At 62.9% G+C, this 16106-nt stretch carries 15 protein-coding genes and 1 pseudogene; 11 read left to right on the top strand and 5 right to left on the bottom strand.

The window, feature by feature from the left end; genetic code table 11:
* Positions 1-26 precede the first annotated feature (26 nt).
* From AB0T83_RS17375 to AB0T83_RS17360, 4 genes are read left to right on the top strand one after another with little or no spacing between them, the layout of a single operon-like run.
* Positions 27-914 (top strand): carbohydrate ABC transporter permease, encoded by an 888-nt coding sequence (locus AB0T83_RS17375; protein ID WP_366194494.1) that lies wholly within the window; start codon positions 27-29, stop codon positions 912-914.
* Between the two features lie 14 nt (positions 915-928).
* Positions 929-1996: an ABC transporter ATP-binding protein gene (locus AB0T83_RS17370; RefSeq protein ID WP_366194493.1), complete on the top strand. Its 1068-nt coding sequence runs from the start codon at positions 929-931 to the stop codon at positions 1994-1996.
* Positions 1993-2931 (top strand): aldo/keto reductase, encoded by a 939-nt coding sequence (locus AB0T83_RS17365; RefSeq protein WP_366194492.1) that lies wholly within the window; start codon positions 1993-1995, stop codon positions 2929-2931. Before AB0T83_RS17370 ends, AB0T83_RS17365 begins: the two co-directional genes overlap by 4 nt.
* 1 nt (position 2932) lies before the next feature.
* Entirely contained in the window at positions 2933-3772 is an 840-nt protein-coding gene (locus tag AB0T83_RS17360; protein WP_366194491.1) for an amidohydrolase family protein, read from the top strand.
* Between the two features lie 149 nt (positions 3773-3921).
* On the opposite strand, the gene AB0T83_RS17355 is transcribed toward AB0T83_RS17360, so the two are convergent.
* The 4 genes from AB0T83_RS17355 to AB0T83_RS17340 all read right to left on the bottom strand — a co-directional run bounded on the left by AB0T83_RS17355 (position 3922) and on the right by AB0T83_RS17340 (position 9154).
* Positions 3922-6006 (bottom strand): alpha-galactosidase, encoded by a 2085-nt coding sequence (locus tag AB0T83_RS17355; protein ID WP_366194490.1) that lies wholly within the window; start codon positions 6004-6006, stop codon positions 3922-3924.
* Positions 6003-6851 (bottom strand): carbohydrate ABC transporter permease, encoded by an 849-nt coding sequence (locus AB0T83_RS17350; RefSeq protein WP_366194489.1) that lies wholly within the window; start codon positions 6849-6851, stop codon positions 6003-6005. Before AB0T83_RS17350 ends, AB0T83_RS17355 begins: the two co-directional genes overlap by 4 nt.
* A 1-nt stretch (position 6852) precedes the next feature.
* A complete protein-coding gene (locus tag AB0T83_RS17345) occupies positions 6853-7788 on the bottom strand; it encodes a carbohydrate ABC transporter permease (RefSeq protein ID WP_366194488.1) in 936 nt (311 codons plus the stop codon).
* Positions 7789-7882: 94 nt separating this feature from the next.
* On the bottom strand, positions 7883-9154 hold the full coding sequence (locus tag AB0T83_RS17340) for an ABC transporter substrate-binding protein (protein WP_366194487.1): 1272 nt from the start codon (positions 9152-9154) through the stop codon (positions 7883-7885).
* 108 nt (positions 9155-9262) lie between these two features.
* Here AB0T83_RS17340 and AB0T83_RS17335 point away from each other — a divergent pair, with 108 nt between their 5' ends.
* The 4 genes from AB0T83_RS17335 to AB0T83_RS17320 all read left to right on the top strand — a co-directional run bounded on the left by AB0T83_RS17335 (position 9263) and on the right by AB0T83_RS17320 (position 13452).
* A complete protein-coding gene (locus AB0T83_RS17335) occupies positions 9263-10093 on the top strand; it encodes an IclR family transcriptional regulator (protein ID WP_366194486.1) in 831 nt (276 codons plus the stop codon).
* Between the two features lie 3 nt (positions 10094-10096).
* On the top strand, positions 10097-11158 hold the full coding sequence (locus AB0T83_RS17330) for an ABC transporter ATP-binding protein (RefSeq protein ID WP_366194485.1): 1062 nt from the start codon (positions 10097-10099) through the stop codon (positions 11156-11158).
* A gap of 178 nt (positions 11159-11336) precedes the next feature.
* Positions 11337-11510, top strand: coding sequence for a hypothetical protein (locus tag AB0T83_RS17325; protein ID WP_366194484.1), 174 nt, complete (start codon positions 11337-11339; stop codon positions 11508-11510).
* Positions 11511-11529: 19 nt separating this feature from the next.
* Positions 11530-13452 (top strand): beta-galactosidase, encoded by a 1923-nt coding sequence (locus tag AB0T83_RS17320; protein WP_366194483.1) that lies wholly within the window; start codon positions 11530-11532, stop codon positions 13450-13452.
* 21 nt (positions 13453-13473) lie between these two features.
* Here AB0T83_RS17320 and AB0T83_RS17315 read toward each other — a convergent pair whose 3' ends face one another.
* Positions 13474-13962: a MarR family winged helix-turn-helix transcriptional regulator gene (locus AB0T83_RS17315; RefSeq protein ID WP_366194482.1), complete on the bottom strand. Its 489-nt coding sequence runs from the start codon at positions 13960-13962 to the stop codon at positions 13474-13476.
* An 83-nt stretch (positions 13963-14045) separates the two neighbouring features.
* On the opposite strand from AB0T83_RS17315, the gene AB0T83_RS17310 reads away from it, so the two are divergent.
* From AB0T83_RS17310 to AB0T83_RS17300, 3 genes and pseudogenes are all read left to right on the top strand, one after another.
* The gene (locus AB0T83_RS17310; protein ID WP_366194481.1) at positions 14046-14936 is read left to right on the top strand and encodes an EamA family transporter; all 891 of its coding nucleotides are present in this window, start codon (positions 14046-14048) and stop codon (positions 14934-14936) included.
* 20 nt (positions 14937-14956) lie between these two features.
* Entirely contained in the window at positions 14957-15514 is a 558-nt protein-coding gene (locus AB0T83_RS17305) for an NADPH-dependent FMN reductase (protein ID WP_366194480.1), read from the top strand.
* Between the two features lie 42 nt (positions 15515-15556).
* Positions 15557-16106, top strand: a pseudogene (locus AB0T83_RS17300) (transposase family protein); the annotation flags it as partial.

Genomic DNA, 16106 nt, shown 5'->3' with positions numbered 1-16106 from the left:
GCCCGACCTGCAAGAAGGACAGTCACGTGACTTCAACCATTCGCCAGATGACCATCCGGGGCACGCCCTATCTGTTCCTGTTGCCGGGGCTGGTGATCCTCGGCGCGCTCCTCTCGGTGCCGCTCTACAAAGTGGTGGAGTATTCGCTCTACGACAACGTCATCGTCGAGCGGAACCCCACCTACGTCGGCCTCGCCAACTACACCGCACTTCTGTCCAATCCCGGCTACTGGAGCGCCGGGTTCAACACCCTGCTGTTCACCGTCGGATCGGTGCTGGGCCACATGGTCGTCGGTATCGGGCTGGCGTTGCTGGTCAACACCGACATCGCGCCGCGTGCGCGCACCTTCTTTCGCTCGATGCTGGTGCTGCCGTGGATCTTCACCGCCGTCGTGGTGGCGCTGAACTGGCAGCTGCTGCTCAACCCCTTCGGTCTCATCAACTACTTGCTGCAATGGCTGGGCCTGACCAGCGAGCCGCTTGACTGGCTGGGCGATCCCAATCTTGCCATGTGGTCGCTGCTGCTGATTTCGACCTGGCGCGGCTATCCCTTCATCATGGTCAGCTTCCTGTCGGGTCTGCAAACCGTCCCGCAGGAGCTTTACGAGGCCGCCGAGATCGACGGCGCCGGGTTCTGGCACAAGTTCTGGCACGTCACCCTGCCACAGTTGAAACCGGTGATCTTCGGTGTCGCGCTTCTGGACCTGATCTGGACGTTCCAGCTGTTCCCGCTGGTCTGGCTTGCCACCGGCGGTGGTCCGGGCCGTTCGACCGAGGTGCTGTCGACGCTGACGTTCCGCCTTGCCTTCGTGGATTTCCAGTTCTCCCAGGCAGCGACCGTTGCCGTGTCCATCCTCATCATCTCGGCGGCCTTCACGCTGCTCTACCTGCGCAACGAAGCGCGCCGTCTGTAAGATCCGGAGACAACATGTCACGCATTGAAATCAGCAACCTCGTCAAGATGTACGGGTCCCACCAGGCGCTGCACGGGATCGACATCTCGATCCAGCCGGGCGAGTTCTGCGTTCTCGTCGGCCCCTCGGGCTGCGGCAAATCCACCACCCTGCGCATGGTGGCAGGGCTGGAAACCATTTCGGGCGGCACGGTGTCCATCGGCGACCGGGTGGTCAATGGCCTGCGCCCCAAGGAACGCGGCATCGCCATGGTGTTCCAGAACTACGCGCTGTACCCGTCCAAAACCGTCTACAAGAACATGGCCTTCTCGCTGCAACTGTCGCGCATGCCCAAGCCCGAGATCGACCGCCGGGTGCGCGAGGTCGCCGAGATCCTGGAACTGACGCCGCTTCTGGATCGCAAACCCGGTGCGCTGTCGGGCGGACAGCGTCAGCGCGTCGCCATGGGCCGCGCCATCGTGCGCGACCCGGAAGTGTTCCTGTTCGACGAGCCGCTGTCCAACCTGGACGCCAAGCTGCGCGGCCTCATGCGGGCCGAGATCAAACGCCTGCACCAGCGGCTGCGCAACACGATCATCTACGTCACCCACGACCAGGTCGAGGCGATGACGCTGGCCGACCGCATCGTCATCATGCGCGACGGCAAGATCGAACAGCAGGGCACCCCGGATGAGATCTTTCACGATCCCGACACCGTCTTTGTCGCCGGTTTCATGGGCAGCCCGCCGATGAACCTTGTCGATTGCATGGTGACGCCCACCGGCCTGAAGTTGGGCGACAGCGAGATCGCCTGCGCCACCCCCGCGCGGATCCGTCCCGGAGAACGGGTGATCTGCGGCATCCGTCCCGATGACATCCGCCCCGTGTCCGAAAGCTCTGGAACGGCCACCGCAACTCTGCCTGTCGACCTCATCGAACAACTGGGGACCGAGAAGCTGATCCACTTCCGTGCCGGCTCGCACGAGATGATCGGAAAGACCGGCGGCCGCGTCGATCTTGCCGAAAACCAGCCCCATGCCCTGGGCTTCGACATGGCGCACGCCTATTTCTTCGATCCCGAAACCGGCAAGCGTATCCGATGAGCGCAGCGGTCAAACCCGTGGGCCTGGGCTTTGCGCTGCTGGGCACGACCAACACCGCCCCGATCCCTGAAGACGCGGCCGAAGCGATGTTTGCGGCTGCCTGGGACATGGGGCTTCGACGCTTCGACACGGCCCCGCTTTACGGCGGTGGGCTGTCGGAACAGCGCCTTGGGCGGCTTCTGCGCACGGTACCGCGCGCCGCGTATGTGCTGTCTTCCAAGGTCGGGCGGTACCGCGACTTTGCCGCTGCCGTCGACAATCCCAGGGACAACCCGGGCGACTGGCACGACTACTCGCGCGACGCCACGCTGCGCTCGGTCGAGGCCAGCCTGAAACGTCTGGGCACCGACCGGCTGGACATCGCTTTCGTGCATGACTGCGATGCGGATGTGCCGGCGGCGCTGGACGGCGCCTTACCGGCCTTGGCCGAGCTGAAAGCGCAGGGCGTGGTCGGCGCCATCGGTTGCGGCAGCAATGTCGCCGCCACCCATCTGGCCCTTGCCCAGCGGGCGGATCTCGATGTGCTGATGGTCGCCGGGCGCTTCACCCTGCTCGACCAATCCGCGGCGCAGGCGCTTTTTCCGCTTTGCCTCTCGCGGGGAATTGCGGTCGAACTGGCCGCGCCGTTCAACTCCGGCATCCTCGCCACCGGCCCGGATCATCCGGCAACGCGCTTCGACTATCAGACGCCGGACGACGACACCCGCGCCCGCGTCCGCGCAATCCAGAGCGTCTGCCGCGCACATGGCGTGCCCCTGAAACGCGCGGCCCTGCATTACAGCGCGGCCCATCCGGCGGTCACGCGGCTGGTGCTGGGGCTGACCGCGCCGGAAGGCTTGCGGTCAAACCTCGACGATCTTGCCGCGCCTGTGCCGCCCGGACTTTGGGGCGCATTGGCGGACCTCGGCATCCCCGCCCCGACAGGAGACGCCTAACATGCCCATCACCGCCATCGACGCGCATGTCCACATCTGGGACCGAACCCGAGGCGAGACCTTCATCGCGGAACGGCAGTTTCCGGTCTTGACCGGCAAGTCCTTCCTTCCCGAAGACCTTGCCCCGATCCTGGCCGAGACCCGGGCAGAAAGCGCCGTTCTGGTGCATGGCCCGGCGACGGTGAAACACGCGCTGCATTGCCTCGACCTCTGCCGCCGGTACGCGGTCTTTCGCTCGGTCGTCGGCTGGGTTGATCTGCGCGCCCCGGATTGTGCCGCGCAACTTGCCCGACAGGCCAGCGACGCCGCGTTTCGCGGTGTCCGCTTGACGCCGCTGCTGGACAGGGACCCCGATGGCTATCTGCGCAGCGCGGCGGCGTTGCAGGTCTGCGGCAGCCTGTGTGACAGTGGTGCGCTGGTCGAGGTGCTGGCCCCGCCACCGCTCTTTGGTGCGATCGCCACCCTTGCCGAATCACACCCCCAGTTGACCATCGTCCTGGCGCATTTCGGCTTGCCCGACGGCGATCCGGCCGCTTTCGACGGCTGGCGCCGCGCCATGGCCGGGCTGGCACGGTTTCCCAACCTTCACGTCAAGGTGTCGGGCCTTCCGCTCACCGGCGCCGTCGATCACGACCGCCCGATGACGGACAGACATCTGGCTGCGGTGCTGGAGCTCTTCGGTGCGGATCGTCTGCTGTATGCCAGCAATTGGCCGGTCGCGACCGCACTTGCAAGCCCGCGTCACTGGCGGGACCTGCTCGACGAGGGGCTGCAGACCGCAGGACTTTCAGACCGGCAGATGACCTCGATCTATCGGAGCAACGCCATGCGGCTTTATTGATGGCGAGTGGCAATTCGGGACACAACATCCCGTCGCCTGCGGCTCTTCCAACCGGCGCCACGTCGATCGCAATTCCCTCAGGCCATTCCCGGAGGCGTCGCGCGCAATGCCGCCGCCAACCACCGCAAGGTCCTGGAAGTGCGCGTCATTCAAATGAGGGTTCCCTCGATCACCCACATCGATTCCGGGAAGCTCCACGGCAGCGTCAACCCGTGGCTCATCAGATAGCTGCCGCTGACCTCAATCGGCTGGTGCTTCAGGATCGGATCGCCGCGCGACAAGCCCGGAGCGTCTGCCCGGTTGATCAGCTCGATCCGGTAGGTCGCGTCACGGGTCAGCCGGGTCAGTTGCAGCGGGCGAGGGGTGATCTGTTGCGAGGTTTCGGCCTTGCCCGCGAAAACCACGAAGCGATCACCACCCCGGGCCAGATGCTGCTCGGCGAGCACCGCCGGGTCCGGGCTGTCAAGCCGCAGAATATCGGCGTGAAACATCCAGTCACGGTTGGCTTTCCACCACGCGGTCACGTCTTTCAGGGCGCCCGCCTCCTCCTCGGTCAGCTCGTGCGGGTCCATCTCGAACCCCATGTGCCGCTGCGCCGCCACCCAGGCGCGAAACCGGATGTCCAGCGTGCGGCCCGAGGTGTGGCAGACCCGCGGGCCGACATGAGAGCCGGTGACGGCCATCGGCAGGAAGATTGCCGAGTTGTGCTGCATCCGCAGGCGTTCGATGGCATCGTTGCTGTCGGAGAGCCAGACGCGTTGCGTGCGGCTGAGAATACCGAAATCGATGCGCCCGCCCCCCGAAGCGCAGCTTTCGATTTCTACTTTCGGGTGGGCTTCGCGCAGCCGATCGATCAGCGCATATGAGCCCCGAGTCTGGGCAGCATCGGGCAGCGGCAGGACGCGGTTGTGATCCCATTTGACATAGTCGATGTCGTGCTCGCCAAGGATCTTGCTGATGCGGTCGAACAGGAAATCGCGCACGTCCGGCAGCGCCATGTTCAGAGCCTTCTGATAGCGGCCAAGGATCTGATCCTCGCCGCCCAGAGCCCAGTCAGGGTGCTTGCGGTGAATGTCGCTGTCAGGATTGATCATTTCCGGTTCGAACCAGATGCCGAACGACATGCCGAGGCTTTGGCAATGTTCGATCAACGGCGTCAAACCATCGGGATACTTGCGCGGATCGACCTCCCAATCCGACAGCGCGCGGGTGTCGTCGTCGCGGTTGCCGAACCAGCCGTCATCGAGCACGAAGCGCTCGGCGCCAAGGTCGGCCGCGATCTCGGCGATGCCTTTGAGTTTCTCCAGGTTGTGGTCGAAATAGACCGCTTCCCAGCAATTGTAATGCACCGGGCGCGGGCGGCCGGGAGCAGGGAATTTCACCACAACGTCGCGCAGGTGGCGCTGGTAGGCGACGGCGCAGCCATTGATGCCGTCGTCGGAATATACCGCATACAGCGTTGCGGTCTCGAACCGGGTTCGCGCGTCGCTTTCGACGCGGGCGGCGTGGCCGAACTGGACCTGGCGCCGCCCGTCGGGCAGTTCCTCGGCGACCATGCGGTGGCCGCCGGACCATCCATAGTGGAAGGCATAGGCGTCACCAGCCGCATTGGTCGCCCCCCGGCATGGGAGGAGGAGACCGGGGAAGTGCTCGTGCCCGGTGCGCCCGGTGCGGTTCTCGCGGTAGCGCATGCCGGGCGACCAGGGGATGCGATTCATCTGGAACTCGCCACACCAGCGGCCCGAGAAGTCGATCATCTCGTCGGCCAGTTGCGGTGCCGGAAACACGGGCGCAGAGAGCCAGTGCAGATGCGTCGGCGTATCGCTCTCCAGCACCGCCTTGGCTTCTATCACATGGGTCATCGGATTGATCGCGAAGCTGGCGGTATAGGTCAACCCGTTGGCCGCGTCGCGAAAGGTGAGCGCGATGGAATCGTCGCCCGCCGTGTCCGCAGCAAAGTAGAACTTCGGCAGCAGCGGCGTGCCCGAACCATCGCGCAGGATCAGACCCGGCTGTCCGGGAAAGGTGCGCGTCGCCTCGGGGCAGATCGACAGCTCCGGGTTGGCATCAAGCATGCCGCCGGTGACGTCGATCTGGTTGGCGAGGTAGAGAGTTTCGAGGTCTTCTCCATCCGGCAGTCGCGGTCCCCAATAGACCACCTCGGCGAGGTGGTCCTTGCGGGAACCGATAACAAGGGACTGCCGACAGTCGTCGAGACGCCAGCATTGGATCATTTTACAGCACCCAGGGTCAGCCCCGCGATAAAGTGCTTCTGCATCAGAAAGAACATCGCCACCGGCGGCAGGGCCGCCACGATGGAACCGGCACTCATCAGGTGGTAGGCGGCGCGGAACTGGGAGTTGAAGCTGGTAATGCCTGCGGTCACAGGTTGCGCGTCCGGCCCCTGCGTCAGCACGATGGCCCAGAAGTAATCGTTCCAAATGAAGGTGAAGATCAGCACGCTGAGCGCGGCAATCGCCGGTTTCATCAGCGGCAGGACCACGTACCAGAAGATCTTCCATTCCGCGACGCCTTCCACGCGGGCAGCTTCGATCAGCGGGAAAGGGAGTTGCCGAATGAAGTTGCGCATGAAGAGCGTGCAGAATCCGGCCTGGAAGGCGACGTGGAACAGGACCAGCCCGGTCTTGGTGTTATAGAGCCCGAGATCCAGGGTGAGGTCACGCACGGGCACCATGAGAATCTGGAACGGTACGAAATTGCCCGCGACAAACATGAAGAATATCAACAGGTTGCCCTTGAACCGGTAGATGCCCAGTGCAAATCCGGCCATGCAGGACAGCGCCACCGCGCCAATCACCGTGGGCACGGTAATGAACACCGAATTCAGCATGTAGCGCGGCATGTCGCTCTCAAGAAACACCTTGCCATAGTTGGCGACGCCTTCGAAGGACGAGGGCACGCCCCAGTAGTTGCCTTGGGTGAAGTCAACGTCGGGTTTGATCGAGAAGACCGCGACGGCGATCAGCGGGGCCAGCCAGAAGATCAGGGCGATAGGCAGCAGGGCCTGATAGGTCAGTTGCCAGGAGCGGGGAGACTTTTCGATGGGGGTCGGGAACATCTCAGTGGCCCTTCTCTTCTTTGTACATCGAGTAGAGGAAGTACGCGATGAAGCAGAGCATGATCATGAACAGCACGACGGCGATCGCAGCACCATATCCCATGCGGAACCCGTATTCGCTGAGCGCCTTTTCGAACATGTAGAAAGACAGGACGCGGGTCTGTCCGAACGGGCCGCCGTTGGTCATGATCGAGATCAGGTCAAAGGACCGCAGCGCGCCAATGATCGTAACCACGAAGGCGATGAAGGTGGCGGGTTTGAGTTGCGGGATGATGATGTACCACAACATCCTGAACCCTTTGGCGCCGTCCAGTCGCCCGGCTTCGATCTGTTCAGGGTCAACGGCGTTCAGACCAGTGAGGTAGAGGATCATGCAATAGGCGGTTTGCGGCCAGAGGCCGGCGATGATGATGCCGTAGGTGGCCAGCGTCGGATCGCCCAGCACATTGATTGTTCCGATGCCGAACCAGCCAAGGAAAGTGTTCAGAAGCCCGAATGTCGGGTCGTAGAACCAGGTGAAGACCAGCCCCACAACGACCTGGGAAATCACGAAGGGAAAGAAGAACAGCGACTTGTAGAGCCTGATGCCCGTGACCGTCTGGTTGAGGAACAGCGCGATGGCAAGGCCCACCGGAATGGCCAGAAGATAGAGCACCAGCCACTTCAGGTTGTTCCACAGCGACACTTCGAAGGCGCTGTCGTCCATCAATTCGCGGTAGTTTTCCAGACCGACATAGGTCGGCTCGCTCAACCCGTCCCAGTCATAGAGCGAGACCGAGAAGCTCTGGTAGATCGGGAAGATGACGTAGAACAGGAAAAACAGGATTGCCGGTGCAAGAAACAGCCATGGGGTAATGGCGATCTCGTTGCGTTTGTAGAAAGACCGCCGGGGCGGCTCGTACTGATCGACGGGGAGAGCTGGCGAAGTGGTCGACATGACACGCCTTTCCTGGTCAGGCAGGCCGCGAGGGCACGCCCTTGCCACTTTACGGATGTCCCGCCCGGGAACGGCCCCGGGCGGGACGGTCAGGTTATTTGTAGACCCGCGTCGAAACCTTATCGAGACGGTTCAGGATGTCGTCGAGGTTGTCGGGGAACACCATGAACTCTTGCAAGCCCTGCATGGCTTCGGCGGCCATTTCCGCCGGGAAGTCGCGATCAAAGAACTGCGCGACGCCGCCGGGGCTGTTGGTCGACAGCATCTCGAAGCCTTCCTTCAGGAACTTGTCATCATCGACCGCGGCCTTGGCGTTGACCGGCAGCTGCTGCAGGTTCGCACCATTGTTGATCTCGGTCTGGACATCGGCAGAAACGACGAACTTCAGGAAGGCGCGTGCCGCGTCCTTGTTCTGCGCGCCCGCAGGGATGTGGAAAGTGTCGGTCGGCGCGTCTTCAGCCAGCGGGATCGACGGGTCCATCGGCGGGAACTGGTAGAAGTCGAGCTTGCTGTCGTCGAGCCCGGATTCGCGCAGCGGCGCGACCGCGAAGTTGCCGATCAGGATCTCCACCGCATCGCCGGAGACGATGAAGGGCAGCGCTTCCTGCCAGCTATAGGTCTGGTGGTTGTCGACGAACGCGCCCATGTCGATGAGCTCTTTCCAGTTGGCAAAGGTCTGGCGAACGCTGTCATCGGTCCATTTGATCTCGCCCGCCGCCAGCTTCATGTGGTGGTCAAAGCCATTGGTGCGCAGGTTGAGATAGTCGAACCAGCCGCCTGCGGTCCAAAGGAACTTGGTGCCGATGGTGTAGCATTTCTTGCCGGCATCCAGGATGGCCTGGCAGTTGGCCTTCATTTCGTCGAAGGTGGCAGGCTCGGACAGGCCCAGCTCTTCGTAGATGTCCTTCCGGTAGTACATGCCCCATTGGTAGTAGGTATAGGGCACGCCCCACTGCTTGCCGTCGATGGTCATCGCACCCTTGGTCGAAGCGAGGTTTTCGGCGATTTCGGGATCTTCCCAGAGATCCGAAACATCTTCGAGCAGATTGGCCCGGACGTAGGGACCCATCCGATTGGCCGCATACCAGGTCGCAACGTCCGGAGAATCCGCGGTCAGAAAGTTGCGGATCTGGGTTTTGTAGGCCTCGCGGTCGATGACCGTGGTTTCGATGGTCAGGTCGGGATGCATCTCGCCAAAGTCGGCAATCATCTTCTCCATCGTCGCCCGCGGCGCGGGGTTCGACGTGTCGAGAAAGATCTTCAGTTCGCCCGAAAGCGGCGCTGAATGCGAGTCAGCAAAGGCCGCACCCGCCATCAGGTTCGTGACTGCCAGACCGGCAATCGTCCAGTATTTCATTGTTCTCATTTGCGTCCTCCCAGGCGCTGCGGGCTCATTATTTGAGACACGATTTTGATTATTGATTTAATGTATTCGATGGCGCTAACGTGTCAACAGTCTATTGGAGAGAGCCTTATGGCCGAAAGAGCGAGTACTCAGGGTGAAGAAACTGCCGGCGTCGCGACCGTTGGCAAGGCCATCGAAGTGCTCGACCTGATCTATGAGTTCGGCCGCCCGGTTCGGTTCAAGGAACTGCAGGCGGCCAGCCGGTTCCCCAAGCCGACGCTGTACAGATTTGTGCAGACACTTACCGAACACGGCATGTTGAGCTTCGATCCCGATCGCAACGTCTACTTCCTTGGCATCCGGCTGGTCCGCCTGGCCCATGCCGCGTGGCGTCATTCGATGATCGCGCCGGTGGCCCAGCCGCATCTGAGCGCGCTGGCCAATCAGATCGGCGAAGCTGTCTATCTCTCGCGACTCGATGGTGGCCAGTGCGTCTGCCTTGACCGTGGCGCGCCGGACGACCTTGCCGGCATGTTCCTCGACGTCAATCGGATTTACCCGAGCTATTGCACGGCTGTCGGCAAGGCGATGCTGGCCTGCCTGCCGGAAGAGGAGCTTGACCGGGCCCTGACGCAACAGAGCTTTCACCGGATGACGGACGCAACCATCACCGAAGAGGCCGTGTTGCGCAGGGAACTCGACCAAACCCGCGAGCGCGGCTTTGCCATCGAAGACGAGGAACACATCCGCGGCATCCTTGCCGTCGCGGTACCGATCATGACGCCTGTCGGCAGTCTTCTGGGAGGCTTGGGCATTCATGCCCCGGACCGGCGCACAGATCTTGCGAAGCTCAAGAGCCAATTGCCGGAGATCCAGAAAACCGCCGGAAAAATCGCCCGGGATGCCGCCGACTGGAGCTTTCCCGAAGCCAATCAACACAATGCAAAATCAGGGATTTGAGTCATGACCGGAGTGACACTCAACAACGTCGTCAAGCGCTACGGTGGCACCGTGCAAGTGATCCACGGCGTCGACCTGAAGATCGAGGACGGCGAATTCTGCGTCTTCGTCGGCCCGTCGGGCTGCGGCAAGTCCACGTTGATGCGCATGGTGGCCGGTCTGGAAGAGACCACCGAGGGCACGATCCACATCGGCAAGCGCGACGTGACGCGGATGGACCCGGCCGAGCGCGGCGTGGCCATGGTGTTCCAGACCTACGCGCTTTATCCGCACATGACGGTCGAGGAAAACATGGGGTTTGGCCTGAAGATGAACGGCCACCCCAAAGACGAGATCCAATCCAAAGTCTCCGAGGCCAGCCGGATCCTGAAGCTTGACGAATATCTCAAGCGCAAGCCGGCCGCGCTTTCCGGCGGCCAGCGTCAGCGCGTCGCGATTGGCCGTGCCATCGTGCGCGGGCCTGAGGTGTTCCTGTTCGACGAGCCACTGTCCAACCTCGATGCCGAATTGCGCGTCGAGATGCGGGTCGAGATCGCGCGGCTGCACAAAGACATTGGCGCCACGATGATCTATGTCACCCACGATCAGGTGGAAGCCATGACGATGGCCGACAAGATCGTCGTGTTGCGCCTGGGCAAGATCGAACAGGTCGGTGCACCGCTCGATCTGTACCGGGATCCGGACAACAAGTTCGTTGCCGGCTTCATCGGCTCCCCTGCGATGAACTTTCTGAAGGGCAAGGTGAATGCGCAAGGCACCGTCGATGTCCCCGCGCTGAAGTCTGCGGTACCTGTGCCGGTCAAGATGCCGCCGCCGGGAACCGAAGTGATCTTTGGCATTCGTCCCGAACATGTCGTGGTCAGCGAGGGCGACACCATGTCGATCGAACTGACCGAAGCGTTGGGCGGAGTGTCCTTCGACTATATTCAGGCCGACACCGGCGAGCGGCTGATTGTCGAAGAACGCGGCGATCACAGGTCTTCGCCGGGGGCGCGGGTAAACCTGAGCTTCGATCCGGCGCGGTCCTACCTCTTCGATGCCGCAACCGAAGCGCGCATTCGCTGACATCTCGGACGCCCACCTTCGGGCCGGGCGCAAGCTTGGGGTATTTTACAACAGCCGGGATACCTGTCCGGGGCGGCGCCGGATATATCGGCTCGCTCAAGGTAAGTCGATGGATGGAGAACGGCTTCCATGTCGTTTTCGCCAACCTCTCTCAGGGCAATCCCGACCGGCGATCGATGTGCTGGAGCAGAGTCCATACGGCGCAGCAGCGCTCGGGGCGCGCTTGACGGGCGGCGGTTTTGGCGGCTCTATCGTGGTGCTGGTGGCGGATGACAGGCTCGACGAGGTTCGCGCGGCGTTCCCGAAGTCGCGGGTGCGAGCAGCAACCTGGATGCATCGCGAATTGACCTGACGGTTTTGGAGTAGGACGCATGAAGCGAACTCTTGGCACGTGTTATTATCCCGAGCACTGGCCGCGCGAGATCTGGCAAGAAGACGCGCGCCGGATGGCTGAGGCCGGTCTGACATGGGTGCGGATTGGCGAGTTCGCATGGTCGCGACTTGAGCCTGTTGCGGGCGAATATGACTTTGACTGGCTGGACGATGCGATCGCGGTTTTGGGTGCGGCGGGGCTGAAAGTGGTGCTTGGGACCCCAACAGCAACGCCGCCTCGGTGGATGATTGATCGCCATCCCGACATGTTGGCGGTGGATGCCGACGGGCGGCCGCGCAAGTTCGGCTCACGCCGTCATTATTGCTTCAGCCATGAGGGCTACAAAGGCGAATGCGCGCGAATCGTGACGCGATTGGCCGAGCGCTACGGGCGAAATCCCCATGTCGCCGCGTGGCAGACGGACAATGAATTCGGCTGCCATGACACGACGTATTCCTACAGCGATGCGGCGCGGGATGCGTTTCGCGGCTGGTTGCGCAGCCGATATCCCGGGCAGGGGAACGACGGCGACATCGACGCGCTGAACGCGGCATGGGGCAATATCTTCTGGTCAATGGACTATGGCGATTTCGACCAGATCGATCTGCCGAATCTGACGGTGACGGAACCGAACCCGTCCCACGTGCTTGATTTCCGGCGCTTCAGTTCGGATCAGGTGGTGGCATTCAACCGCCTTCAGTCAGAGATCATCCGCGCGCATTCGGATGCGCCGATCGCGCATAATTACATGGGACGGATAACCGATTTCGACCACTACGATGTCGGCGCGGATCTGGATATTGCCAGTTGGGACAGCTATCCGCTGGGGTTTCTGGAAGATCGGGTTCCGGCGACAGTCGCGCAACAGCAGACCTATGCGCGCCAGGGCGATCCGGATTTTCAGGCGTTTCACCATGATCTCTACCGTGCGGTCGGGCGCGGGCGCTGGTGGGTGATGGAACAACAACCGGGGCCGGTGAACTGGGCGCCGTACAATCCCGCGCCCTTGCCGGGGATGGTGCGGCTCTGGAGTTGGGAAGCCTTTGCGCACGGGGCCGAGGCGGTGTGTTATTTTCGCTGGCGTCAGGCACCGATGGCGCAAGAGCAGATGCACGCCGGATTGCTGCGGCCCGATAGTGTTGATGCCGCCGGGATAAAGGAGGCGCGACAGGTTGCGGAAGAACTGGCCGGCGCGCCCGAGGTCAGCCCCTCGCAACCAGATATTGCCCTGATCTTCGACTACGACGCGGAATGGGCCTGGGCGATCCAGCCGCACGGCGCGGGTCTCAGCTATTTTGAATTGGTGTTTGACACCTATCGCGCACTGCGCCGCCTGGGCTTGTCGGTGGATATCCTGCCAGCCAGACCAGACGTGCTGGATGGCTACAAACTCATTGTTGCGCCCGGTTTGATGCACATGACGGAGGCCTTGAAAGCCGCGCTGAACGACAGCGGTACAACCGTCCTGATCGGCCCGCGCAGTGGCGCGCGGGATGCCACGATGCGCACGCCGGTTCCGCTCCCGCCCGCGATGCCGGGGCTGGATGTGACGGTGAGTTACGTCGAAAGCCTGCGCCCGGATCTGCCGATCGGGCTGCAAGGCGGCGGCGCGATCCGCAGCTACCGGGACGTTCTGGAAACCAGCGCAGAAATTCTGGTGCGGACCGAGGCCGGCGAAGCCGCGTTGGTGGCTCAAGGCCAGATCCTGTATTCTGCCGGGTGGTTTGATCCCAGTGCGATGATGCGCGTCATGCGGCTGGCCTGCCTGCGGGCCGGGATTGACACGATGGATTTGCCTGGCGGCGTGCGGTGTCGCGACACCGGGACAGAGCGGTTCTGGTTCAATTACGATACCGAGACGCATGTGGTGGCGGGCATGACTCTGGACCCTGTCTCTGTGACCCGCGCACATCGGGCCTAGATGTCCGGTTGCGGCGCGTGATCAGTCTTTTTCCGCCGCCTTCAACAGCTTGCGTAGCGCGCCATCCAGCGTGGCGATCTCGTCCTCCGAAAGCGCCGCCAGCAGTGTCTTCTGCGTCTCGACATGCTCGCCGACCGCAGTGTCGATCAGATCGAAGCCCTTTTTCGTCAGCTTCACCACCGCCCGGCGGGCGTCGTTCGGGTCGGCTGTCCGCGTGACCAGGCCCTGCCTGGCCAGTTGCTCGATGCGGTTTGTCATCGTGCCGGATGTGATCATCATCGAGGCCATCAGTGCGCCGGGCGAAAGGGCGTGTGGGGGCGGTGAGCGGCGAAGAGTCGCCAGCACATCGAACCCGGCAGCGTTCACCCCGTGGCGCGCAAAGGTCTCGTTCAAGCGGCCAGAATTGTAGTGAAACACGCGGCTGAGCCGCCCGATGGGGCCCATGGCGCTGATATCCAGGTCCGGCCGCGCCTGTCGCCACTGATCAAGAATTCTGTCCACTGCATCCATGCGAGAGAAGGTATCGCATCATTATCTTGACATCAAGAGAATTGGCGGTATCTTGAGGTCGAGATAAATGATTGGACGTCACCATGCCCCGCACATTCGACCTGATCCTGACCGCGCTCGCCCCGGCGATCTGGGGCAGCACCTATATCGTCACCTCCGAGCTTCTGCCCGATGGCTACCCGATGACGGCGGCGATGCTGCGGGCGCTGCCTGCGGGCATCCTGCTGCTGCTGTTCACCCGCGCCCTGCCGCGCGGCATCTGGCTGGTTCGGTCCCTGGTGCTCGGCGCGCTGAACTTCTCGATCTTCTGGTGGCTTCTCTTCGTAGCCGCCTACCAGCTTCCCGGCGGGGTCGCGGCCACGGTCGGGGCGATCCAGCCGTTGATCGTGCTGTATCTCTCGAAGCTGCTGCTGGACCAGGGCAGTCCCCCGGCGGCGCTGATCGCCGGGGTCTGCGGCATCCTTGGCGTGGCGCTGCTGGTGCTGACGCCGGGCGCGGCGCTGGATTGGACCGGCATCCTTGCGGCCCTCGGCGGCGCGATTTCGATGGCCGTCGGCACGGTGCTGACCCGAAAATGGCAACCGCCCGTGCCGGCACTCACATTCACGTCCTGGCAGTTGACGGCCGGGGGTCTGCTGCTTCTGCCCGTGGCCCTGCTGTCCGAACCGCCCCTGCCGCCGCTCGATACCGGCGCGGTGCTCGGCTTTGTCTTTCTCGGCCTGATCGGCGGCGCGCTCACCTATTTCTTCTGGTTCCGCGGCATTGCGCGCCTGGGCCCGGCCACCGTCGCCCCGCTCGGCCTGCTCAGCCCTGTGGCCGCCACTCTGCTCGGCCTCGGCATTCTCGGCGAAACCCTCAACGTCCCCCAGACGGCTGGCATGGTCCTGGTTCTGGTCGGCGTCTGGCTCGGCCAGCATGCGCAGCGCAATGCGCCCTCCCCTTCCCCACAGGCGCCGGCAGCCTCCTGCGCCTGAGATATTGCAAGGACACCCCGATGACCCAACCGACGCTGCTTCTGATGACCGGATCGCTGCGCGGCAGGTCCTTCAACCGCAAGCCGGTGATCGCGGCGGCTCGGCTCTTCTACGGGACGCCTGTCATGGCCGATCTCGATCTGCCGCTCTACAACGGGGATGTCGAGGACCGCGACGGCATTCCCCACAAGGTGCGCGATCTGCGCGACCGGATCGCCGCCGCCGATGCGGTCGCGATCTCCACGCCGAAAAACAACCGGTCGCTCTCGGGCGTGCTGAAGAACGCGCTCGATTGGGTCAGTCGTGCTGGCGACAATCCCTGGGCGGACAAGCCGGTCGCCCTCATGGCAGCCGCTGGCGGCCAGGCAGGCGGCGCACGGGCGCAATACGCGCTGCGTCTCGCGCTCGACCCGTTCCAGCCACGTCTGTTGACCGGCCCGGAAGTGATGGTCGCGCGCCCCGAAGCTGAATACGACGCAGAGGACCAGTTGACCGGAGAGGCCTATCGAAAGGCACTGGCGACGCTCATGGCCAGGCAGAAAGCCGAAACCACCCGTCAAGATCGGGCCGCCGCCTAAGTGTTTGATCCCATTGTTTGATGGTGCGATCCTTTCTCAGGAATGGAAGGGAGCATTGCGGGACAAGTTCGTCACGGGAGCGCCGCGACCACGCGCGCCGTCAGAGCTGCAATGCAGCGATCGCAAGCTTCGCTCGCGCAGCTGAGCCGGGAACTCGGCATCAATCCCAAGACCGTCGCAAAGTGGCGCAAGCGGGCGACGGTGGAGGATTTGAAGACCGGGCCGAGGGAGCCGCGTTCGACCGTTCTCACCGAAGCGGAGGAGGCCATGATCGTCGCATTCCGACGGCACAGGCTGCCGCCGCGGATGATTGCCTCTATGCGCTTCAGCCGTCGATTCCGCATCTGACGCGGTCGGCGCGACCTCGGTGCCTCAAGCGGCAGGGCATCTCGCGCTTGCCGGATGTCGAGGGCGACAAGCCAAAACGACAGCGGTTCAAGCGATATCCTATCGGCTACTTTCATGTCGACTTGGCCGAGATTCAGGCTCTGAAGGGCAAGCTCTACCTCTTTGTCGGCATTGACCGGACCAGCAAATTCGCAGTCACCCAACTCGTGGACAAGGCAGATCGCAAGACCGCCTGGGAGTTCCT

Origin of the sequence: Meridianimarinicoccus marinus, from assembly GCF_040689105.1 — a bacterium.
GTDB classification, from domain to species: domain Bacteria; phylum Pseudomonadota; class Alphaproteobacteria; order Rhodobacterales; family Rhodobacteraceae; genus Meridianimarinicoccus; species Meridianimarinicoccus marinus.
Note: the sequence above shows the minus strand (reverse complement) of the source record. Positions and strands in the feature narration are given on the sequence as shown.